General features: G+C 37.1%; 17 protein-coding genes and 1 pseudogene. 1 reads left to right on the top strand and 17 read right to left on the bottom strand.

What is annotated here, in order from left to right; all coding sequences use genetic code 11:
- Positions 1-266 precede the first annotated feature (266 nt).
- On the top strand, positions 267-2,195 hold the full coding sequence (locus tag ENO17_08075; GenBank protein ID HER24988.1) for a methyltransferase domain-containing protein: 1,929 nt from the start codon (positions 267-269) through the stop codon (positions 2,193-2,195).
- Positions 2,196-2,254: 59 nt separating this feature from the next.
- Here the strand turns inward: ENO17_08075 and ENO17_08070 are convergent, their stop codons facing one another.
- From ENO17_08070 to dnaN, 17 genes and pseudogenes are all read right to left on the bottom strand, one after another.
- The gene (locus ENO17_08070; GenBank protein ID HER24987.1) at positions 2,255-2,797 is read right to left on the bottom strand and encodes a hypothetical protein; all 543 of its coding nucleotides are present in this window, start codon (positions 2,795-2,797) and stop codon (positions 2,255-2,257) included.
- 2 nt (positions 2,798-2,799) lie between these two features.
- Entirely contained in the window at positions 2,800-3,894 is a 1,095-nt protein-coding gene (locus ENO17_08065) for an ABC transporter ATP-binding protein (GenBank protein HER24986.1), read from the bottom strand.
- Between the two features lies 1 nt (position 3,895).
- Positions 3,896-5,605, bottom strand: coding sequence for an iron ABC transporter permease (locus ENO17_08060; protein ID HER24985.1), 1,710 nt, complete (start codon positions 5,603-5,605; stop codon positions 3,896-3,898).
- Between the two features lie 47 nt (positions 5,606-5,652).
- Positions 5,653-6,693 (bottom strand): ABC transporter substrate-binding protein, encoded by a 1,041-nt coding sequence (locus ENO17_08055; protein HER24984.1) that lies wholly within the window; start codon positions 6,691-6,693, stop codon positions 5,653-5,655.
- Positions 6,694-7,102: 409 nt separating this feature from the next.
- The gene (locus ENO17_08050; protein ID HER24983.1) at positions 7,103-8,533 is read right to left on the bottom strand and encodes a hypothetical protein; all 1,431 of its coding nucleotides are present in this window, start codon (positions 8,531-8,533) and stop codon (positions 7,103-7,105) included.
- Between the two features lie 171 nt (positions 8,534-8,704).
- The gene (locus ENO17_08045; GenBank protein HER24982.1) at positions 8,705-9,880 is read right to left on the bottom strand and encodes a TraB/GumN family protein; all 1,176 of its coding nucleotides are present in this window, start codon (positions 9,878-9,880) and stop codon (positions 8,705-8,707) included.
- Positions 9,881-10,041: 161 nt separating this feature from the next.
- On the bottom strand, positions 10,042-10,665 hold the full coding sequence (locus ENO17_08040) for a hypothetical protein (GenBank protein ID HER24981.1): 624 nt from the start codon (positions 10,663-10,665) through the stop codon (positions 10,042-10,044).
- Positions 10,614-10,916 carry a hypothetical protein gene (locus tag ENO17_08035; GenBank protein ID HER24980.1) on the bottom strand — a complete coding sequence of 101 codons (303 nt, stop codon included), beginning with the start codon at positions 10,914-10,916 and terminating at the stop codon, positions 10,614-10,616. Before ENO17_08035 ends, ENO17_08040 begins: the two co-directional genes overlap by 52 nt.
- Positions 10,917-11,121: 205 nt before the next feature.
- Positions 11,122-12,138 carry an aspartate-semialdehyde dehydrogenase gene (locus ENO17_08030; protein HER24979.1) on the bottom strand — a complete coding sequence of 339 codons (1,017 nt, stop codon included), beginning with the start codon at positions 12,136-12,138 and terminating at the stop codon, positions 11,122-11,124.
- Positions 12,135-13,367, bottom strand: a complete 1,233-nt coding sequence (locus ENO17_08025; GenBank protein HER24978.1) for an aspartate kinase — start codon at positions 13,365-13,367, stop codon at positions 12,135-12,137. Before ENO17_08025 ends, ENO17_08030 begins: the two co-directional genes overlap by 4 nt.
- A 130-nt stretch (positions 13,368-13,497) precedes the next feature.
- Complete coding sequence (locus ENO17_08020) at positions 13,498-14,415, bottom strand: homoserine kinase (GenBank protein ID HER24977.1); 918 nt, start codon at positions 14,413-14,415, stop codon at positions 13,498-13,500.
- A gap of 342 nt (positions 14,416-14,757) precedes the next feature.
- Positions 14,758-16,044, bottom strand: coding sequence for a homoserine dehydrogenase (locus tag ENO17_08015; GenBank protein ID HER24976.1), 1,287 nt, complete (start codon positions 16,042-16,044; stop codon positions 14,758-14,760).
- A 359-nt stretch (positions 16,045-16,403) separates the two neighbouring features.
- Positions 16,404-18,959 (bottom strand): DNA gyrase subunit A, encoded by a 2,556-nt coding sequence (gyrA, locus tag ENO17_08010; protein HER24975.1) that lies wholly within the window; start codon positions 18,957-18,959, stop codon positions 16,404-16,406.
- 97 nt (positions 18,960-19,056) lie between these two features.
- A complete protein-coding gene (gyrB, locus tag ENO17_08005) occupies positions 19,057-21,006 on the bottom strand; it encodes a DNA topoisomerase (ATP-hydrolyzing) subunit B (GenBank protein ID HER24974.1) in 1,950 nt (649 codons plus the stop codon).
- Between the two features lie 154 nt (positions 21,007-21,160).
- A complete protein-coding gene (locus ENO17_08000; GenBank protein HER24973.1) occupies positions 21,161-21,490 on the bottom strand; it encodes a DUF721 domain-containing protein in 330 nt (109 codons plus the stop codon).
- A complete protein-coding gene (gene recF, locus ENO17_07995; protein HER24972.1) occupies positions 21,487-22,626 on the bottom strand; it encodes a DNA replication/repair protein RecF in 1,140 nt (379 codons plus the stop codon). Before recF ends, ENO17_08000 begins: the two co-directional genes overlap by 4 nt.
- Positions 22,627-22,694: 68 nt before the next feature.
- Positions 22,695-23,861, bottom strand: a pseudogene (gene dnaN / locus ENO17_07990) (DNA polymerase III subunit beta).
- Positions 23,862-24,094 lie beyond the last annotated feature (233 nt).

Below are 24,094 nucleotides of genomic sequence, written 5' to 3'. Positions count from 1 at the left end.
AATTTTGGGTGATCAATTTTTCCTCAATTATTATTATAATAACATTTTTTTTACTAATTAAAAAATTTTTAGCAGAATTTTTGTATCGCTTACACCAAGCGAAAGTAATCGCCATAGCACAAAATTATTCTTCTTTTTATTTTAAAACAGAGTTTATCCTATTGACATTCCTGAATATTTTAGGTATAAGAAGGATGAATAAAAAAATAAGATTTTTTTATTAAAGTGAAATCTGTGAAGATTTTTGAAAAATATAGAGGAGAATTATGAATCAAAAAACTACTTCGGACAAACCTCCCCAGCGAAGGAAAAACGGTAAAGATCGAAAAGTATTTTTAGGTCCTGTTCCTGATCTTGAAGAACACGTTCGCCCGGATTGGTGGAGTCGAATCTTTAATTATCTTTATTTAAAAACCGATGGCGATGTGGTAGACGACCTGAGCATTACCGCAGGTGAAATTACTCAATTTTTAGATATTCTAAAACTCTCGCTGGAAGATAAAATTCTTGACTTGTGTTGCGGACAAGGCAGACATTCCCTTGAATTAGCCAGGAGAAACTTTAAAAATATCGAAGGATTGGATCGCTCTCATTATCTGATCCAAAAGGCTAAGGCTCGCGCAAGAAAAGAAGATTTAAATGTCAGGTTTAGAGAGGGTGATGCCCGGAAAATTCCCTCCCCACCCGATACTTTTGATGCTGTAACTATATTGGGTAACAGCTTCGGCTATTTTGAGACTATTCAGGATGACTTGAGAGTATTAAAGGAAATATTTAGAGTTTTAAAGCCCTGGGGCAAACTTCTTATTGAGATTACCGACGGCGAATACCTAAAGAAACACTTTCAAGCCAGATCTTGGGAGTGGATGGATAAAAAGCATTTTGTTTGCAGAGAACGCTCCCTTTCTCTTGATAAGCAGCGTCTCATATCCAGAGAGATTATTAATCACGTAGAAAAAGGGATGATAACAGACCAATTCTATGCTGAAAGGCTATATTCTAAAGAAAGTTTAAATCGTCTTTTGGAGACAGCTGGTTTCAGTGATATCGCCTTTCATGGTCAATTCTCTCCTGATTCCAAACGAAATCAAGATTTGGGCATGATGGAAAGATGTATCATTGTTAGCGCCGTAACTAAAAAAGAATGGACACCCATCAAAAAGAAACTGAGAAAAGAGTTAAAAAATGTGGTAGTTATTTTAGGAGATCCACAAAAAGCAGATCCATTAAAACCCTCTACCATCTTTGATGATGATGATTTTTATACTATAGATCAATTAAAATCAGGGCTAAAGGAGCTGAAAAATTATAATTTTACTTATCTGAGTAATCACGATACTTTAATACAAGATCTGATAAAAGTGAAAGAGAAAATTAATTTTGCCTTTAACCTGTGTGATGAAGGCTACTACAATGATGCACAAAAAGAACTGCATATACCCTCTTTGCTGGAAATGCTCGGTATAGCATACACCGGCTCGGGACCACAATGCCTTGCTTACTGTTATGATAAGTCATTAGTGCGTGGTATTGCACGGGAAATGGAAATTCCGGTACCGGAAGCTTTCTTTATTAAGCCCGAAGATACTGCTTTTGAATTGCCCTTTAGTTTTCCGGTAATCGTAAAGCCAAACTTCGGGGATTCTAGTTTTGGGATTACCCAAAACAGCGTGGCCAACAGTTTTGAAGAATTAGTAAATGCTATTTCGGAGATCAGGGAAAAATTTGGTTATGATAAGCCCATTCTTGTTGAGGAACTTCTTACCGGAAAAGACCTTAGCGTGGGAATCATAGGAAATCCTCCCGAACCCTATACTGTCCTGCCTATCATTATGGCAGATTATTCATTATTGCCGGAAAATTTGCCGCAGATCTGCGGTTATGAGTCTAAATGGCTCCCGGAATCACCCTATTGGAATATAAAATCTGCTGCTGCTGAGCTTCTGGAAGATGTAGAAAAATTCATTATCGAGTGCTGCTTGAAACTATCCGAGAGGTTAGAATGTAAAGATTACTGCCGATTCGATTGGAGAATTGATGCTAATGGCGCCCCGAAGCTCCTTGAAGTCAATCCTAACCCCGGTTGGTGCTGGGATGGTCACCTGGTTAAGATGGCCGAGATTGCCGGGAAATCCTACGGTGAAACCCTAAAAATGATTTTACAAGCCACCGAGCAACGTCTTGGTATAAAATAAATAAAAAATAGGGCACATCCTATTTCTTTTGATATAAATGTGATGTGTCCCTATTTTTTTTATTTAACAGTAGATTCTACTTTTTCAAGTCTTTTTTCTAAATCCTTAAAGTAGGCTTCGAGTTTTTCCAAATCAAGAAATTCCGGAGCGGTATCAGGAACGCTTAAATAATAAACTGTCATATCCGGCAATTCACTGGGATAATTTTCTATCTTTTCACTTTGATAAAAGAAGAAGGTTTTCCCCATCATCTTTTTAAAGGATTCTCGATTTAATTTGATTATATTTTCCTTTGTTAATTTTTGCCCGGTAATGATCCATTCTTCCGAATTTGAAAATGGGTCGGTGGCAATCAGACTAAAGGCATAAAACGGTTTTAAGCTGTTTTCTTGATTAATTATTTTAATATATACCCAAGAATTACTCTCTTCTGTTCCCTTAAGAATAGCCCAAAAAAGGGAAATTCCCTTTGCTTTAAAAAATGAATCCGCTCCGTGATATTTGTTGGGACCGGGTTGCTGCTCGGCAACTACCGAAATAATACAAGCTATACTTAAAGCTAAAAACAGATAGGTAAAAAAAATAAAGATCCTTCTTTTCATTTTTAATCTCCCTTCTCTTTAAAAATTTTCAGCTCCTTTTCAGCCAGGTGTACCTCTACCTCTTGATTTAATACATATTTTGCATATTCGACAGCATTGTAAGAGGTAATATTTAAGCTATGTCCATAAACATCTATGGCAAATTCGACTTTCTCTCCCAAAAAGACTTTTTCGGTAACAATTCCTTTTAATTCTTTCCCTTCTACCTTTTTAGAAAGTTGTACAAATTCTGGTCTGATAAAAACATTTATTTTTTGTTGGGGTTTAATTCCCTCTGAAACGGCAGCAATTTTGTAAGCATGATTAAATATTTTTACCATTATAAAGCCATTTTCCACTTCTTGTACTTCTGCAGGAAGTGTATTAATTCTACCAATAAACTTCGCAACAAATTCTGAATTAGGTTGAAAGTATAAATCTTCTGCTGTTCCTACCTGAATTATCTTCCCTTTATTCATAATGGCTATGTGGTCAGATATAGCCATTGCTTCCTCCTGATCATGAGTAACATAAATAGAAGTCATGTGGAGAGATTGCTGTAGACGTCTTATTTCGCTCCGAGTATGAACTCTTAATTTTGCATCTAAGTTTGATAAAGGCTCATCCAGGAGAAGAACTTTTGGTCTGATCACAATGGCACGGGCAAGGGCTACCCGCTGCTGTTCTCCGCCAGAAATCTGGTGAGGAAACTGCGCTTCATACCCGGTTAAGCCCACCATAGCTAAAATTTCATCAACTCTCTGTTTTTCTTCTTGTGGAGAAACCCCTTTTACTTTTAGACCATAAGCAACATTTTCATAAATCGAAAGATGGGGAAAAAGAGCGTAATTCTGAAAAACGAACCCAATATTTCGTTTATTTGCCAATAAATTGGTCACATTTTCTTCTCCAAGAAAAATAGTTCCCTGATCTGGTTGTTCAAAGCCGGCAACCATTCTTAAGGTAGTGGTCTTACCGCAGCCAGAGGGGCCTAATAAGGTTACCAGCTTAGCATGTTCGATGTCTAAATTAACATTATCAACGGCTTTTACTTTGCCTTTTATTCGATGTATAAAGGTTTTATGAATATTGCTTAAATGGATTCCGATTGCTTCCATATTATCCTCCTAAAATGTTAGACATATCGATTGCTCCTGGGCCGCGAAATAGCCTGAGAAACAAATTAATAAATATAATCACTATAAAAACAATTACGACTACCAGAGTGGAAAACGCAGCAGCTACGCCTAATTCCAGTTCGGTCATCTTCTCGAGAATACGAACGGTAATAAGAGTCCAGTTTATAGAAATTAAAAAGATGGTAGCGCTGATTGCTGTCATTGAACGAATAAATACTATCCCTAAACCGCTAAATAAACCGGGAAGGATAAGTGGTATGGTGATACGTTTAAAAGTGGTGGCAGCATTAGCTCCTAAGCTTGAGGATGCTTCTTCGATGCTTGGATCGATTTGCTGAAGAATAGCTACTGTAGTCCGAATTCCCGTAGCACCATATCGAAAGACATAACAGGCTATGATAATAATTGCCGTTCCGGTTATCATAATCGGAGGATTATTAAAAGCAATTAAATACGCAATTCCTACTATCGTTCCGGGCAGAGAGTAATTGACCATTGAAATAATCTCCATAGCAGATCGGGAAATAAAGGTCTTTTTAGAGATCAAATATCCCACAATAACACCATAAAACCCCCCCAGCAACATTCCCGTAGTGGCAATAATAAGTGTATCTTTTATGGCCTTTAATCCCTCGGTGAAAACCACCGTATAATGTTGTAAAGTAACCTGATAATTGGCACCAAATGCCTTTATAATAGAAGCATAGAATAAAAGAATATAGAAATATAGAATTAAAAGGGAAACAAGGATGCATACGGCAAGAAAAATTCTTCCGGTTATGGAAGTAACACTTTTAATTTGAGTCTGTGCTCCGGCTTTTCCGGTAATAGTCACATAATATTTTCGGCTTACCCAATACCTCTGAAGAATAAATACTAAAAAAGCGGGGACCAGAAGAATAAAAGATAAAACTGCTCCTCCTCTTATATCAAATAACCCGGTAATCTGAAGAAAGGCTTCGGTAGGGAGTACCGGAAATTTATTTCCTGCCAGAATTAAAGGTGTGGCAAAATCGGCCAAAGAGGCAGCAAATAGCAAAAGAAAGGAATTTGCTAATCCCGGGATAGCAAGCGGTAGGGTAATAGTTCTAAACACCCTTCCCCGGGAACTTCCCAGACTAAATGCCATATCTTCTACCGTAGGGTCAATACCAGACAGAACAGCTTTTAAAGTAAGATAAGCAATGGGAAAAAAGGTAATGGTTTCGGCAAACAGTACACTATGTAAACCATAAACATTAAATGTTTTTATTCCTAATAGATTATAGGTGATAAGTCCTCTCCGCCCAAAGGAAAATATCATGGCAATTGCTGTAGTGAAGGGAGGAGATATAAGAGGCAGTATGATGGTGCCGTCTAAAAATTTTGACCAGCCCTTGGAAAGATTAGCTCTAACCGAAGTAAAAGCAAAGAAAAAACCAAGAATCGTCCCTGACAAACCAACCAGGGTAGCCAGAAGAAGGCTATTCCAAAATGCTTGTATATGATTCCGTTTATTCAGGATTTCCAGGAGGTTAGATAAAGTAAAATGCCCGCCTTTTTCAAAAGTTAATATAATTATTTTTGATAAAGGGAAAATAATGAATAATAATAAAAAGAACCAAATTACCATGATGCTTAGTAAAATTGCCGGATCTTTTGGCAAATTAGTAGATATTTTTTTCTTAAATAAATTTAAAAAAGCGGGCATTTTTTCTCTTTCTTTCAATAAATTTCTTACTTAATAGTAGCTATCGGTTAAGGCAAAACTTTTTCTACCCATTCATTTACAATACGTTCACGATTTTCCCCCGCCCAAACACTGTCTATTGGGAAAATATTTGCGTCTTTTATCACCGCAGCCAGACTTGGTTCAATCTCTACGTCCGGATGGGCAGGAATAAAGTTAATCTGGTATTTTGCAAAAAGATTTTGCATTGCCGGACTGGAAGCCCAGTCTATTAACTTTTTGCCTAGTTCGGGGTTTTTAGCTCCTTTAAGCAAGGCAATTGCTTCGGTAGATGTACCAATTCCTTCTTTGGGGAAAGATACTACAACATCATAACCTTCCTGTTGTGTTTTCAAAGCATCGACTATAAAGAATATCCCTGCTCCAGCCTGGCCTAAACCTACGGGAATTGTTCCTCCTCCACCACTTTTTGTATACACTTGTACATTAGCACGTAATTTTTTCATGTATTCAAAGGCTTTTTCTTCATCTCTATTAAAAACTTGGAGAATAGTAAATATCCTGGTAACAGCTGTGCCTGAAGTACGGGCATCAGCCATTTGGATCATTTCTTTATAGGCAGGGTCGAGTAAATCATACCAGGATGCAGGCGGATTAAGATTTTTTTCTTTCAGAAATTCCGCATTGGACATAAATACCAGCGGATCATCGGCAATGCCGACCCAAAATCCATCAGCATCTTTAAATCTGCTTTCCAATACATCATATGAAGGTGGTTTATAGGCTTCAAATACCCCCTCTTTAATTCCTGCACTGTGAGTTTCTACGGGTCCGCCGAAAAGAACATCTACTTGTGGATTGTTTTTTTCCGCTATCACCCGTGCCAGGGCCTCACCGGAAGAAAAACGAATAAAATTTACATGTATCCCGGTTGCTTTTTCAAACTCTTCGAACATCGGTCGTGCCCAATTCTCCGGCCAAATTGAATAAGCATTTAATTCTTCGGCAGCTTGTATGGGAATATTCATTTCACCCACGAACCATACTAATATCAAACTAAAAATCAAGGTGAGGAAAAGAATAACAAAATTTTTCTTAATGCTTGACATAATGATAAAATTCTCCTTTCAATTTTAATTTTTTTTCTGGTTTATCCATACAAAGAGTTCTGAAAAGATCACCTCCTTTTTTTGTGCATTGCTTAAACTTCGTTAGGCATTATCTTTTTATAAAAAAATAAATATAAAAATAAAATTTAATTAGGCGGGTCAAAATTTTGAAAAATCTTAGCAATCCTGATCTTTTTATTTATAGTACAATAAGATTTTGGATAATACAAATTGATTTTAAAAAATGTTCGTGTCAACTACTTGTGGGGGGTTTTCCTTACCTCAAAATTTATGCAAATTAAATCAAGTTACAGAGTAATGATAATAAACAAATTCTAACCGTAAAACGAGAATAATAATAGCAATACATTCTAATGATACACTCCTATATTCTTTTATTAATCTTTAATTAATGAATACTGATAAACTCCTTTAATTGTTTTACCCAGCTTTTGTCCTGGTGGGGACCTACTAATACCGGAAGAGAATATCTACGGTCATATTTATCCTCTTTGGGGAAATGGTCTTCTTCTTTAGGCTCTATCTGTTTGAGGATCACCTCTGGTTCTTTCGGCCAGAAGTCATCCCAGTCATCATTGATGATCAATTGTCCGACCTTGGCTAGGTTCAGTGCTCCAGTAAGACTCCAGCTCATCCCCCTTTTCTTGAAGCGATTGGCCAGGATCTTGTCGATATTGCCCTCAATGGCTCCCATGGTATCTACAGGTAATCCTGCTTCTTTTAAGCGATCTACGGCATTGATTCCCTCAGAGTTATTGACAAGATAGGTAATCAGTTCATTTAATTCATCTTTTTTGGGGGGATTCTTACCTTTTTCTTCTTCCAATAAAATAAGTGCTTCCGGGAGGTTACCCTCTCCTAAGAGCGAACTAATCTCAGATTTTCTTTTACGGTTATAGGAAAGATGCTGGATTAGTTTACGTTTTAAGTGAAAGGGGCATAATTGGTAGATGGAATGAGGAAAATAATCTTTCGCTCCTTCTTTGATCCAGGGAGCACCATCCCCTCCTACTAAGATAAGGTTATGGTCATACAGATGAAACTTCTCTTCAGCCAGGAGACTGACCTGAGCCATAAATTCATCTGCTGGGCCAAGACCGGTATAGGCTAATTTATCTTTGAGCTTTTTGGCATCCGAGTTTCCCGAAGGATACCTCTTTTCTTTTCCTTGGTGGATGATAGCCAGTTTCAATTCCGCCTTTTTCTTCTGCTGTTTCTGCAGGTGAATCATGGTGCCGTCTATCTCCAGATAGAGGGGCTCTCTATTTGATTTTGGGGTGAGGGTTGTTGGTTTTAGAGCCTCTTCTAAGTTTTGGTCAAAGGCGTATTCTTCCTGTCTTTGAATCTGGCTACCCTGCAGTTGTACCTGCCTGCGGATAGCCTCAAAGCTTACTGAATCTCCATAACAATACTCTAGGAATCTTTGGGCATTATGGTAGCTGCCGGCTAGAAAAGAGAATAGCCCGGTGATCTTCTGGTAATGAGTGCTCATACGCTGATTGGGGTTTAAGCCCAGGGTTTCATCCAAAAGACCACGGTAACGACCTTCTTTGCCCCGGTAGAGATGCTTCTGGTAGGTGATATTGCCCAGGAGGGTCAAGAGATATTTGCTACGCTTTACACAGTTGGAAAGCTCTCCCCTTTGTCTTTCTTTCCTTAATTTGTTGTCAAGGAACTGGAGTATTTCGGTTAGGACATGCTGGCCTATGATTTTGGTTAGGTTAAAAACAAATTTCTCCAGGTACTGGAAATTTAGTTTGCCTTCTGGTATAGTCACTTGTAGAGATGGTAAGGTAACTGTTAAGCACAATTCTTTCATTAGGTAGATTTACCTCCTTATTTAGAAAAAGAAGGTTTCTTCTTTTTCTTTAGTTTGATCTATGAGGTAAGTCTACCTTTTTTGTTGACCTACTGGCAAGTGATTTCCTAGAAAACCCCTACTAAAATTTTACACTATCTTAAAAAATAGGGATACATCCTATTTTTTAATTTAAGGATTGATGGTGTTGATAAAGAGTTGGATTACTTTTGCTCCACCGATAAACGTCCCTGCCATACTTCCCAGATTAGCCAGAGCGACTACCAGCAATATTTTAGTAACCCGATTATGAAAAAAGTCTTTGAGGGCAGTGATATTCCCCAGTTCTTCAAAATCTTCTACCCGGGGACGCCTAATCAGGGCTTCTACAATACCGGCAAACCATCCGGCTGCTAAAAGAGGATTTAAAGAGCTAAAGGGGGCAGCCGCAAAGGCAGTAAGGATAGAAAGGGGGTGTGCTATAGCAATCAATGCCCCCAGGGCAGATAGAGAGCCATTCCATAAAAACCATTGGATAATCTGGTCAAAACCAGCAGGAGGATAATAACTAAAAGTAGAGGCGATAATCGCAATGATTACCAGAGGAATGCCCCAGGCCAACGCTTTTATGTAATTGGGAGTAGAAGGTATTTTGCTGAGAGCTATTAAATCATGCTCTTTATCTATTTCCTTTTTAATACCTGGTATATGCCCGGCACCTACAACGGCAATGACTTTATTGCCAGGAGCCAGTCTTATTTTTTCAGCCAGGTATTGATCTCTTTCATCGATTAGAGTATGTTTTAATTGGGGAAATGAATGGGCTAATTCGCTTAAGGCTGCGGTAAGAATGTCTTCTGATTTTAGCCTTTCAATTTCTTTTTCGGAAATTTTTTCCTTGCTGAGTATACTTAAAATTAGCATAAAAATTATCCGTATTTTTCCCCAGAGATTAAGCTTTTTCCAGACACGGGTAAAGGTCACTTGAATGTCCCTATCGGCAAGGACCAGTTGGGCTCCCATCTCTTTTGCTGATGAGATAGCCTGGATCATTTCCTGACCTGGATTAATCCCTAATTGTTGAGCTAATCGTTTTTGAAAAGAAGATAAAATTAAATTAACCAGAAGGAGCGGAGCCTTTTTTTGTTTTATGATGGTGATAATATCCATATTTTTCCATTTGTTCGGAGTATTGATACTGCTATAACGGGCATGACACAGTTCTACACAGACGCTGTCCGGTTTCTCTTGCTCAATTAATTCTTTCACTTCTCGGGCACTGTCTTTAGAGACGTGAGCAGTACCTACTAATAAAATTTCTTTTTCGTCTTTTTTTAATATATGAATATTTCTATTATTTTGTAACAATTGTTTATTTCCTCCAGTAAAAATAGTGTGAACGTGTTTATATCTATGAAATTGAAATAATATTATACCATAAAGAAATTATGAAGAATAATGTTGGGGGGGTTTTTGAGGAAAAAGGTACAGAAAAACCTACTAGAAAACCCTGGTCCCTTGGTAGGTTTTTATTTATTATCAATTTTTCTAATTTCTTCTTTAAAAAAACTTTTTACTTTTTGCCAAGATACATGAACAATCATCTTTGGCATTGGATTATTTTCAGCGTCTTCGAAATATATCAAGCTTTTTAAAATATGCATCATATTATAATTTACGCTCTTGTATTTTCTTTTAAACAAACCTAGAAGATTATTTAAAGATATTAATTCTTTACAGATAAAAAATAAATCAATAAAATCTCTCTTTGTTCCGCGAGAGGAAATAGCATCAATTTTCATGCAACCTATATCTCTGAGGTCTGCGACATTAATTTCTTTTATTGGTTTAGGGTCAAAAAGTAGGGGATAATCATATTTTAAAAAACTGACCCGGGTTCTATTAAATATTCCAATTAAAGTATTCTCTGTTTCTCTTTCTATAGAAAATTTTTCCAGGGTTTTAATTTTTTGAATTAAGATTTTGGTGTTAATGTCTTCTTTGGTAAAAAAATCTAAATCAAGGGAAACGCGATGCTTTAATTGTAAGGCTGCGCCCGTTCCACCAGCTAAATAAAAATTTTTAAGCACCGCTTCTTTGGTTAGTATTTCCAGATTGGCTTTTGTTCTTTTTGAAATGATTTTCTGAAGCATAATATTTTTTCTCTCTTCAGATTAAAAATTAATTGCCAATAATTAGCACTTCTGGGGGAAAGATTCTTAGAATTGTAAAGTACATTTTTTATCTGAGCATTATTAAAGTTTTCTCTCATCCACCTTACTGCTTTTTCATCCCCTTCTTCTAATACTCTTTCAATAATAAATGAAGGAAATATTTCTTGGTCTAATTTAGAAAAATCTACATCCCAAAAATATTTTTTCAGAAATTGAGGAAGTGCTTTCATATATTAATTTTACCAGATTATCAGCCAAAACAAAAGGACTCTTACCATTAGAGTTTTAAGGGTATTAATGGGCTTCTCTCATCATATAAGCACAGGACCTTACGCCGTACTGCTACTAAAATATTTATTGTGAATTAAAGAGTCACAGAAATAAGCCTGCTATAGGGCTTTCCCCTGGTAAGTTTTCGCCGTTATTTGGCTTTATTTATAAAAAGAGTTCCTTTTTTATTAGCTGTTCGGCTATTTGGACAGCATTTAGAGCAGCACCTTTTCGCAGATTATCGGAGACTATCCACATCACCAGACCATTTTCGGTGGAGATATCTTCTCTGATCCTACCTACAAAGACTTCGTCCTTTCCTTCGGCAAATAAAGCTAAGGGGTATTCTAATTTTTCCGGATGGTCAATCACTTTAACTCCGGGAAAAGAGCTCAATATTCCCCGGGTCCTTTGAAGAGAGATTTTCCTTTTGGTCTCTATATGGACTACTTCCGAATGAGCTCGATAGACCGGGACCCTCACCGTAGTAGCCACTACACGAATTTGATCATCTCCCAATATCTTTCTGGTCTCGTCTAACATCTTCATCTCTTCGGAAGTATAGCCGTTCTCTTGAAAAGCACCGATATGGGGGAGTGCATTATAAGCTATCTGATAAGGATAGACTTTGACATCAAACTTCTCGCCCTTAGCAATAGAAATCGCTTGATTCTTTAGTTCTGCTATAGCATCTTTACCGGTTCCGGAAACGCTCTGATAAGTAGCTGCAATCACTCTTTCTATCCCTACCTCATCATAGATAGGCTTTAAGGCCATCACCATCTGAATAGTAGAACAGTTGGGATTGGCGATTAAACCCTTGTGCCATTTTAAATCATCGGGATTCACTTCCGGAACCACCAAAGGAACCTTGGGATCCATGCGGAAGTACTTGCAATTATCTATTACTATCGCACCCTGCCGCACTGCCAGGGGAGCAAAGTGGGCGCTTACTTCATCACCGGCTGAAAAAAGAGCGATATCAATCCCGAAAAAGGAATCTTCTTTTAACTCCCAAACTATAATTTCCTCTTCATTAAATTTATAGGTTCTGCCCGCTGAACGGTCGGAAGCAAAGAGACTTAATTTCTCCACAGGAAATTTTCTTTGCTCTAACACCAACCTCATCTCTTCACCAACTGCTCCGGTAGCCCCTACAACAGCGACATTATATTTTCTCATTTTTCTTCACCTTCTTTATCTAAATGAAATTCTTTGTGTATTGCTTTTACCGCATCTTGGATGCGGGAATCAAGGATCAAGCAGGATATCCTAATCCCGGAGGTGCTAATCATATCGATATTTATCCCTTCTTGGGCTAAAGCTCCGAACATCCTGGCAGCTATCGCCGGGTCACTGGTAATACCTGCACCCACAATGGAAACTTTGGCTACTCCCGGTTCTGAGATTACACCCTTCGCTTTAATTTTATCGGCTATTTGTTTAGTGATTCGAATAGTATTATCAAAATCGCTTGAAGCAACAGTAAAGGCGATATCATTCACCTTATTATGATGGGCGCTCTGGATAATCATATCGACAATGATCTCTTCTTCGGCTAAGGCTTTGAATAATTTATAAGCCACGCCGGGGACATCCGGAACTCCCCGGACAACGAGCTTCCCTACATTGACCTCCTGGGTTACTCCCCTTACGATTACTTTTTCTAACATCGGATCTACCTCCTGTATAAGGGTTCCTTCTCCTGGAATAAAAGATGATTTAACTAAAATTTTTACCTGATAATTTCTGGCCAAATCTATAGCCCGATAGTGCATTACTTTTGCTCCCAAACTGGCCATTTCAGCCATTTCATCATAAGAAATTACCGGAATTCGACGGGCGCTGTCTACTATTCGCGGATCAGCAGTGTAAACGCCATCAACATCAGTATAAATTTCACATCCCTCTGCATTTAACTGAGCGGCCAGGGCAATAGCGGTAGTATCTGACCCGCCTCTGCCCAAAGTAGTGATATCACCATTAGTGTTAATGCCCTGAAAGCCAGCCACGATAATTATTTTGCCTTTTTCTAAGGCGGACCTTAGTTTTGTATGATCCACGGCGGTAACCCTAGCTTTGGTGTGAGCGGCATTGGTTACAATTCCAGCCTGCATTCCGGTAAAAGAGATAGCATCCCAACCCAGGGAGTGAATAGCCATAGTTAGCAGGGCGATAGAAACCTGTTCACCAGTAGAAATGAGCATGTCTAATTCCCGTTCATTGGGAGATGAAGTAATTTGGCCAGCCATTTTAATTAATTCATCAGTGGTCTTGCCCATCGCGGAAACTACTACCACCACTTTATTTCCTTCTTTTGCCTTTTCCACTATTTTCCCGGCTACTTTTTTTATCCGTTCGATATTGGCTACCGAGCTTCCTCCGTATTTTTGCACTATAATTTTATTCATCGATAAAATATTCACTCCTTAAAAAATTCACCGATTCTCCAATTGCCCAATTCACCAATTTACTCATTTCCAGACTGGCTAACCAGGCAAGCAACTAACGAGCTACTTCTTTCTCTTCACTCATCACTTGTCACTTATCACTTACTACTGTTCCCTCCAAATCAGCTTCTAACACCAAGATCCGACAAGTTATTCCTTCTTTTAAAAAAGCGTCTTTCATTATCCTGCTGATTGCTTCCTCTCTGCCTTTTTTGGTTAGAGAAACTACTGAAGGTCCGGAACCGCTTAAGGCTACCCCTGCTAAACCTGTCTGTTTGATTTGGGAGAACATCTCTTCAATTCCCGGGACAAAGGGCATCCTGTAAGGTTGATGCAGCCTATCCTCCATGGCCTCAACCAACCTTTCCCAATGGGAATTTTGCAAAGCATTAACTAATAGAGCAGATCTGCTTAAATTAAATATAGCTTCAGATAATGCTACTTTTGAAGGCAAAACCTTTCTCATTTCTTTCGTGTTTAAAGTAAATTCCGGGATCGCCAGTACAATTTGTAAATCAAGCGGGGTTTCTATCCTGGTCCACTTTATCTCTCCTTGATCGGTTTTATAAGCCAGGGTAAGCCCCCCTATTAGAGCAGGGACAATATTATCCATATGTCCTTCTAAAGAAAGAGCTAATTCAAGAATCTCCTGATTAGTTAAATCAAAATCATAGAACTTGGCTGCTCCCACTATCCCCCCTATTATAGCTGATGCGCTGCTACCCAATCCTCTGGTAATAGGTATGGTGTTAAGCGCTTTTATCTTTAACCCCTTTTTGGGGATATCTTTATGGATTTTTTGTAAAACCAGGTTGATAGATTTCCAGATTAGGGCATCTTCTTTCTTTTTGGCCGAAAACTTTCCCGATCCTTCTCCCTGATATTCAATAACCAGTCCCCCTTCTATTTCTTCTATCTCCAGGTTTAAATAACATTTTAAAGCCAAGCCCAGACAGTCAAAGCCAGGACCTAAGTTGGCGGTAGTTGCCGGAACTCTAATCTTTATCATAAATTTTCTCCTTTATTAGTCGATGGTGAATAGTCGTTAGTACTAAATACAAATTACAAGATACAAGTTTATATTATTTTACCTAATTGTCCGGTTTTCCTGTTTTCCAGTTAGTGATAATTCACCAATTCGTAGGGCAGGCCTCTCGCCTGTCTTGCTCCTATTTTTTATTTAATTGACTAGCAAAAACTAAATTATTCTCTACTAATCTGTTATTGCGAGTGAACAAAGTGAGCGCGGCAATCCCGGATTAGCTTGTTGAAACGTATGCAATATACTCCTATTTTTTTCTCTTTTTATTTTCTTTACTATATACTATATACTAAATGCTATATACTGTTTTTAAATTTCCACTACTCTCAGGGCACTGCATATTTTTTCTACACATTTTAAACTAGCGACTTCCTTCAAAGCCTCTTGGACATTCCCTTCTTTAGCCTGATGAGTTAAAAAAACAATATCCGCTACTTCTCCGGCTTCTCCCTTTTGTATAACCGAAAGAAAGCTGACTTTTTCCCGAGCAAAAACACCGGCAATCTCTGCTAAAACCCCCGGTCTGTCTTTTACCCTGATCCTTAAATAATAAGGAGAATAAGTTTGGTTGAAATCCCTGATCTTCTTTGTTTCAAAACAATTATACTGGTTGTGGTAATTTTCGTAATTTTTAATTATCTCTACTATGTTGCTGACAATCATACTTCCAGCGGGTAAAGCCCCGGCACCCAAACCGGAAAAAGTTAAGTCTCCAAAATCCCCTCCCCGGACTAGAATTCCATTGTAGACACCACCAATATTAGCCAAAGTATGCCTTTGGGGGATTAATGAGGGGTGAACCCTTATATCAAGATCCGAACCTGTATTTCGGGCTAAAGCTAAAAGCTTGATTTTATAACCCAACTCTCGGGCATATTCAATATCAAGCTTGCTAATATTTCTTATCCCCTCATAATAGATATCGTCCGGTTCGATCTTTGCCCTGAAGGCAATGGCAGAAAGAATAAATATCTTATTAAAGGCATCAAACCCGTCAATATCTTTACCGGGATCGGATTCGGCATACCCCTTCTCTTTAGCCTCCTTCAATACTTCTTCATAATCTTTGTCCTCTTCACTCATCTTAGTGAGGATATAATTAGTGGTCCCGTTTAAAATTCCTATTATCTCCTTTATTTTATAAGAAGTAAGGGAGTGGGAAAGTGCCCCGATGATAGGGATCCCGCTAGCCACGCTGGCCTCGAAAAGAAAATGCACTTTATTTTCCTGGGCTATATCTAAAATTTCATAACCTGCTTTGGCTATTACTTCTTTGTTGGCAGTAACCACATGTTTCCCCGACTTGAGTGCTTTTATAATCAAACTTTTAGCTGGTTCAACACCACCTATGGTTTCAACCACTATTTCTATTTCGGGATCGTTTATTACTTCTTCGGCAGAATCCGTAAAAATTTTATAGAATCTTTTATCAGGCAGAATTTTATTTTTATCTTTATCTGCCAATTTCTTTAAGATAATTTTTTTGGGATATATCTTCTGCTCAATAAATGCTTTATTCTCCTGCAAAACTTTAAGAGTCCCCTGGCCTACTGTCCCCAATCCTAATATCCCGATATTGATCGTATTTTTCTTCATGATTATCGACCATCCCTTCAAATGAGACGTTAGTATATAAAAAAATCTTTCGCCTTATACTTTAAATGTAAAGACGAAAGATTTTCGCGGTTCCACTTTATTTCTCTGAAATAAATATTTTCAGAGCTCTCTGTAAGCTCTAAGGGTCTTATCCCGAAAGATTTAGTCTTTTTTAAGATTCATCTTAAGCCTCCGGGTTGGTTTTCAGATGAAAAATCTCTACAGCAAAAATTTTCAACCTACTCTTCCCGTCATCGGCCGGTTATTCAATTTTTATAATGTTAGCACTCGCATTTAATTTTGTCAAAATTTTTGTTAGCTTTTCCGAGTATCTTTATTTTTATTTTTCAGAACCTTTTTTAGCTCAGGTCAACATCTTCACTCGACACCAGAGCAACACTGGCTACCTTATCTTCCGGTGCAAGGTTCATTACCCTAACTCCTTGCGTGCATCTTCCGGTATGACGAATCTCTTTAACTTGAACCCGGATAACAATCCCTTGTTGGCTGATCAATACCAGCTCATCTTCTTCGCTCACCTCTTTGACGTCTACTACCAAACCTCTTTCTTTGGTAAGTTTAATAGATTTCAGCCCTTGGCTGCCTCGCCTTTTAAATTCTCTAAATTCCTTCAGGGATGTTCTTTTGGCAAATCCTTTCTCGGTTACTAACAATAAATATTTATCTGTTTCTGGGTGAACTAAGCTAATTTTTACCAGAAAGTCTTTTTCCCGTAAGGTGATACCTTTTACTCCGAAGGTGATTCTACCCATGGACCTTATTGTCTCTCCCGAAAAGCGGATAGACTTTCCGTGTTTAGTTGTTAAAATAACGTCTTCGTTGCCCTCGGCGAGCTTTACCCCGATTAATTCATCTTCGGGCAAGAGACGAATGGCAATAATCCCGATGTTTCTTAAATTAGAAAAACGGGAAAGAGAAACTTTTTTTATTTTTCCTTTTTTAGTAGCCATAAACAAACACTTTTGATTATTTTCTTCCTTTGATTCTTCCAATTCGTTACTCTCTATAGGAATAAGAGTGGTAATATGCTCATCTTTTTCAATACCTAATAAATTGATAGCTGCTACTCCCCGGGAAGTTCTCCCTCCTTCGGGAATCTGATAGGCTCTCCTTCTATAAACCATTCCTTTACTGGTGAAAAATAAGATATCGTGGAGGTTGGTAGTGACAAACACCTGATCTACAAGATCTTCCAGTTTAGTGGTCATCCCAATTTTACCTTTTCCTCCCCTCCGTTGCTTTCTATAGGTGCTTAAAGGAAGGCGCTTAAGGTATCCATCCCGGGTATAAGTTATAACTATGTCCTCCGAAGTAATGAAATCTTCAATTTCGTATTCTCCTTCTTCTTCTATTATCTCAGTCCTTCTTTCGTCACCGTATTTCTGCTTCATCTCCAACAGCTCATCTCTAATGATCAACATGAGTTTCTTTTCGTTTTGTAATATATCTTCTAAATAGGCAATACGTTTTATTAATTCTAAATATTCTTCTAAAATCTTTTCGGTCTCCAGAGAAGTAAGACGCTGCAGTTTCATATCTAAGATAGCCTGCGCCTGGATATCGCTTAAACCAAATCTGCTTTTCAATTTATCGTGCGCAGTTTTTACGTTATCTGCTTTTTTAATAATCTGTACCACTTCATCAATATTAGACAGGGCAATTTTCAATCCTTCCAAGATGTGGGCTCTTTCTCGGGCTTTCCTTAATTCGTATCTGGTTCTTCTTTCCACCACTTCTTTGCGGTGAGCCAAAAAACATTTTAGTAGCTCTTTTAAATTAAAGGTTTTGGGACGGCCTTCGGAAATGGCTAAAATATTAATCCCAAAAGTAATTTTCATCTTGGTATGCTTATAAAGATTGTTCAGTACTATATCTATATTAGCCCCTCTCTTTAGTTCGATAACTATCCGCATCCCTTTTCTATCTGATTCGTCCCTTAAGCTGGAAATATCGGGTATCTTTTTGTCCTGAACCAGCTGGGCAATGTCTTCTACCAGGTTTGCTTTGTTTACTTGATAGGGGAGTTCTTTAACAATTATACGGGGGCTTTTCTTGCCCGTACTTTTTTCGCCGTTTACTCCTTCGGTAAATACTGCAGCCTGTATTTTTATAATTCCTTTACCGGTTTCATAGGCACTCCTTATTCCTGTTCTGCCGCAGATAATACCACCGGTGGGGAAATCAGGACCCTTGATTGCGGTCATTATTTCTTGTAAGGAAGCTTGCGGATTTTCGATGATCATTATGGCACCATCAACTACCTCTCCCAAATTATGTGGAGGAATGTTAGTCGCCATTCCTACTGCAATTCCCGAAGAACCATTAAGTAAAAGTTGGGGAATTTTCGACGGTAAAACTTCCGGTTCTTTAAGAGAATTATCATAATTAGGAACAAAATTAACCGTTTCCTTATCTATGTCGGCCAGCAACTCCTGGGCAGTTTTTGACATTCGGATTTCGGTATATCTTTGGGCGGCTGCAGAGTCGCCATCGATAGAACCAAAATTTCCCTGACCATCGACTAAAGGATAACGATAGGAAAAATCCTGAGCCATTCTTACAATGGTATCATACACAGCCATATCGCCATGAGGGTGGTATTTGCCTATAATGTCTCCTACTATTCGTGCGGATTTCTTATAGGCTTTATCGGGCGTGTTACCCATTCTTTCCATAGAATATAATGCCCGGCGGTGAACCGGTTTTAATCCATCGCGAACATCAGGCAAAGCTCTTCCCACTATTACGCTCATAGCATAGCTAAGATAGGCTTCTTTTATTTCTCCACCGACATCAGTAAGCAGGGTTCTGCCTGTTTCTACAAATCCTTCTTCTCGTTCTTCATTTTCTTTTTCGTTATTATTGTCTAAATTGTCTTTTTCTTCTTCTTTCATGATTCTCCAATTTGCCAACTGATCAATTCACCAATTGACCGATTAATTTAGTTTTTAGTGTTAAATGCAGGTTATCAATCCGCAGTTTAAGGACTATTTAAATATCCAACTCCTTTACTTCCAGACTATGCCGATAAATAAAATCTTTTCTGGGTTCAACTTTTCCTCCCATTAAAACCGTAAACATGGTTTCTGCTTCTATATTGTCTTCCAGTTCTATTCTCTTTAAGATCCTGTTTCCCGGGTTCATAGTGGTTTCCCATAATTGTTCAGGATTCATTTCTCCTAAACCTTTATACCTCTGAATCCGAGGATTGCCGTCTATCTCTTTTAACTTATCGTTTAGCTCCTGATCGTTAAACAAATAATAACTTTCTTTGTTATATTCGAGTTTATAGAGGGGAGGTTGAGCAATATAAATATTCCCTCTTTCGATTAACGGTTTCATATAACGGAAGAAAAAGGTTAAAAGCAGAGTTTTTATGTGGGCTCCATCAACATCCGCATCAGTCATTATGATCACTTTATAATATCTTAGTTTTTCGATATCCAAATCTTCCCCAATGTTAATGCCCAGGGCAGTAACCATGGCTCTTATTTCGTTATTATCCAATATTTTGTGCAACCGGGCTTTTTCTACATTTAATATTTTACCTCTTAGGGGCAGGATAGCCTGAAATCTTCTATCTCTCCCTTGTTTGGCAGAACCTCCTGCCGAATCACCCTCCACTAAAAATATCTCTCTAAACAGGGGATCTTTTTCTGAACAATCAGATAGTTTTCCGGGAAGAGTGCCAAGCCCTGATATTTCATTTTTTTGCCGGACTAAATTTCGTGCTTTTCTGGCTGCTTCCCTGGCGTTTAAGGCAGAAACAGATTTATCCAGTATCTTCTTGCTTATGCTTGGATTTTCGTTAAGAAAATTATTTAAACCTTCACCTACAACATAAGAGACTACCCCTCTTACCTCGCTATTCCCCAGTTTGGTTTTAGTTTGTCCCTCGAATTGGGGATTTAATAATTTTACACTAATTACAGCAGTCAGACCCTCTCTTACATCATCGCCAGAAAGATTATTATCGCCATCTTTTAAAGACGATTTTTTGCCATTAGACAATAAATTATTGCGGGCATAATCATTTATTACCCTGGTTATAGAAGCTTTAAACCCTGCTAAATGGGTTCCTCCTTCTTCTGTGTTTATATTATTGGCAAAAGAAAGGATGTTTTCGGTATAACTGTTATTATATTGCAATGCTACCTCTACCTCTATATCGTCCTTTTTCCCGGTAAAGCAGATGGGCTTGGGGAACAGAAGATCTTTATTTTTGTTTAAATGGCTGACAAATTCACTTATTCCTCCGTTGTACTTATAAGAAACTTCTTTGTTCTCCTCTCTTTCGTCTTTTAAAATAATCTTAACGCCGGCATTTAAAAAAGCAATTTCCCTAAGCCGGTGAGTAATATTATCAAAATTAAAGTTGGTTTCCTCAAAAATGGTTGGATCGGGTTTAAAAGTAATTTTGGTTCCAGTACGGGAAGATTTTCCTATCTTTTTTAATTCGGATACGGCATCTCCCCTTTCAAATCTTTGAAAAAATATTCCCGAGTCTCGAGAGATTTCTACTTCCAGCCATTCCGAAAGGGCATTTACCACTGAAAGACCTACTCCGTGTAGTCCGCCGGTGACCCGATATCCACCTCCTCCAAACTTACCGCCAGCATGGAGCTTGGTTAACACTATAGTCACAGCGGGTAACTTGGTTTCTTTGTGAATGTCAACCGGGATCCCCCGGCCGTCATCAGTTACGGTAGCACTGCCGTCGGGGCGAATAAACACTTCTATTTTTTTGCAATAGCCAGCCATTGCTTCATCAATACTGTTATCTACTACTTCGTCTAAAAGATGATGCAGTCCTTTACTGGAAGTACTACCAATGTACATGCTAGGCCTTTTTCTAACCGCCTTTAACCCCTCTAAGACTTGTATCTGTTTGGCGGTATATTGATTATCTGTATTATCAGTTTTCTTTTTTCTTTTTGGCAAAGCGTAACTCCTATCAAAATGAAACCGCGGCTTATCGCCACGGTTTTTATTTTTATAATTTATGGTGAAGTTTAATTTCTTATTCTAAAAACCTGGTTAATTTTACTATATTTTAGCACTTATGTCAAAATTCATCTTCGTTTTTTGTACCTCTTTAAAGCCCTTTTCTCTTGTCTTGAAAATAGGGAGTTCGGATCTTAAACAGGATGTTGGAGATTATCTCCTCTCCCGCTTCCTGATTAATTTTTTCAATAAACTCTCCCTTTCTTAAATTCAGTTCATTAGCCCAAACATTGCTTTTCACAGCCAAAAAAAGGCATTTATCCTGTATCTTAATAGGTTGGGAAGATTGGGCAATCTCCTTGCCCACTAAATCGTTCCAATGACTAATTATTTGATACGCCTTTATCTTTGTGCTCCATTTTTTATCTTGTAAAAAATTGCTTAAAGCCGCTTTAAAGGAAACCATTTCTTTTTTTTTCATAAAGCAATTATCTTTCCTTCTTTTATTTTAAATATCTGGCTTTTTTCTTTAATATCACTATTAAAATAATCCAGATTTATGCTGGTAATAAAGGTCTGAACCTTTTTCTTAATAATCAGTTCTAATAAGAAATGCCTTCTGTCTTCATCTAGCTCTGACATAACATCATCTAAGAAAAATATAGGATAGACTCCTTCTTTTTCTTTAATTAATTCTAATTCGGATAGTTTTAAAGATAAGACAGCTGTTCGTTGTTGACCTTGTGAACCATAAGAGGCGAGATTAACTCCGTTGATAAATACTGAAAAATCGTCCCGGTGGGGACCTACTAAGGTGGCTCCTTGTTCCTCCTCTTTTTTCCTGTATTCTTCTATTTTGTCTTTAAATAGTTGGGTTATTAAAGAAATGCTTTCTTCTTTGTCTTTTAATATACTGCTTTGGTAAGTTAACTCTACCTCTTCTTTACCTTTAGTAATCTCTTGATGAAAATTATAAGCGAGTTGACTTATCTTTTTTATAAATTTAATCCTGGTTAATATTAAAAAAGATCCCCTTTCTATTAGCCGGGGATCCCATATTATTAGTTTTTCTTTTTTCTTTTTTTGGTCAATTTCTTTTTTTAATATGTTGTTTCGATGGCCTAAAATTCTATAATATTCGGAAAGATACTTGTGGTATAAAGGATAAATTTGGGATATTTGCTCATCTAAAAACTTTCTTCTTAAAGAAGGTGCTCCTTTTATGATCTGCAAATGCTCGGGAGAAAACACCACTCCTTTAAATTCTTTGTTTAAAGCAGCTTTTTTTCGAATATTTTGATTTATTTTTATGGTCTTGCTCAGCTTGTTTTTGTAAAAATCCTCTGTTTTATTTTCTAAGGCAATGGCTATTTGAATATCTTCATCATCTTTGTTTATTTCTCCAAATAGATAGGCGCTTTTATTTTTCCACTTGATTGCTTCCCAGTCTTCTTTTGTCCTGTATGAGCTGCCTTTAATTATTAAATTCAACCCTTCTAATAAATTGGTCTTCCCCTGGGCGTTATTTCCGATAAAAATATTAAGATTAGAATCAAGATTTATTGTTAAGTTAGAAAAATTTCGGTAGTTTTTTAATTTTACTTTTTTAAAATACAACTTCTTCTTTTCCTCTTTTTTAAGTAAACATTACGTATAGTATATCCTAAAGAAGAAATATTGTATAGTTACTCTGCCCTCACCGGCATCAAAACATAGACATAGTTTTTATCTTCATCCGGAGCAATAATTGCTGGATTAAGAGGGTTATTTAATTTTATAATGGTATTTTCTTTTTTAATTATTTTTAGTACGTCTAAAACATAATCACTGTTAAAAGTAATGGTAATGTCCTCTCCTTTTTTAAAACAGGAAATCCTTTCCGACGCTTCTCCAATACTTGGGCTTTCTGCCTTTAAAATTATTTCACATGTTTCCTCTTTCTGATTATTTTCTTGATTAATTGCTTCCACTTTTACTGTTTTTAAATCTTCCCTTACAAAGAGGGCAATCCTTTCCATTTTATCCCTAAATTCCTCTGTATTCACTTTTATCTCGGTTTTAAAAGAATTTGGAAAAATCTGTTGGTAATTGGGAAATTGACCTTCTATTAATCGAGAGTAAATTCTTATACTATTCTTCTGTCCATCAGGGAATAAAATAAACATTATTTGTTTTTCCCCAAATTTTATTTCTACAAAGACCTCTTCATCTTCTAAAAGGATTCTGGATAATTCTGATAAAGCTCGATAAGGAATAATAACCTCTATTGGTTTATCGGCTGCTGTTTTTTCTAAGTTTGTAGTTTTAATATTTTTAAGAGATAATCTATGACTATCAGTAGTAACTACCTCAATTTTATTATCATTTATTTTAAATAGGGCTCCGTTTAAAAAAGTTTTACTATCATCTCGGGCAGTGGAAAATATAATTTGTTGAATGGTCTCTTTTAGTAATTTTTGGCTTAGTTTAATTTTAGCTCTCATCTTTATTTCGGGAAAATTAGAGAACTCTTCTGCGGAAAATCCTAAAATTCTATAATTTGAACTACTTTCTTTAACGGTAGTGATATTATTATCTAAACACTCTATCTCTATATTACCTTCAGGAAATTTTTTAATCAGTTCGCCTATTATTCTACTGGGAATAACTGTAGATCCGGTATTAATAACCTGGGCAGGAATATAACAATCTATTCCAATTTCTAAATCGGTAGCAAACAGATGAACTTTATTATCTTCGTTTGCTTCAAAAAGTATTCCATTATAGATAGGTAATCCAATTCTGCTAGATATTCCTTTTTGTACGGTTTGAATCCCATGTAATAAACTCTCTTGAGAACATATAATTTTCATATTTTCTTCTCTCCTTTACTCTGAATAATTAGATAAAAAAATAGTATTATTAATAATAGTGTTGTTAAAACTGGGGAAATAAAAATAAACCCCAGTACTTTATTATTTGTATCCTGTGGATAAAAATAGGGATAAAATTTTTATATATTAACAAATTCCCCATTTTTATTTTTAAATAAAAAGAATTGTCCATTAAATCAGAGTTTTACACATATTATTAAAAAGTTATTAAC

Source organism: Candidatus Atribacteria bacterium (assembly GCA_011056645.1).
Taxonomy (GTDB): Bacteria; Atribacterota; Phoenicimicrobiia; order Phoenicimicrobiales; family Phoenicimicrobiaceae; genus Sediminicultor; species Sediminicultor quartus.
This window is presented reverse-complemented; position numbering and strand designations above follow the sequence as displayed.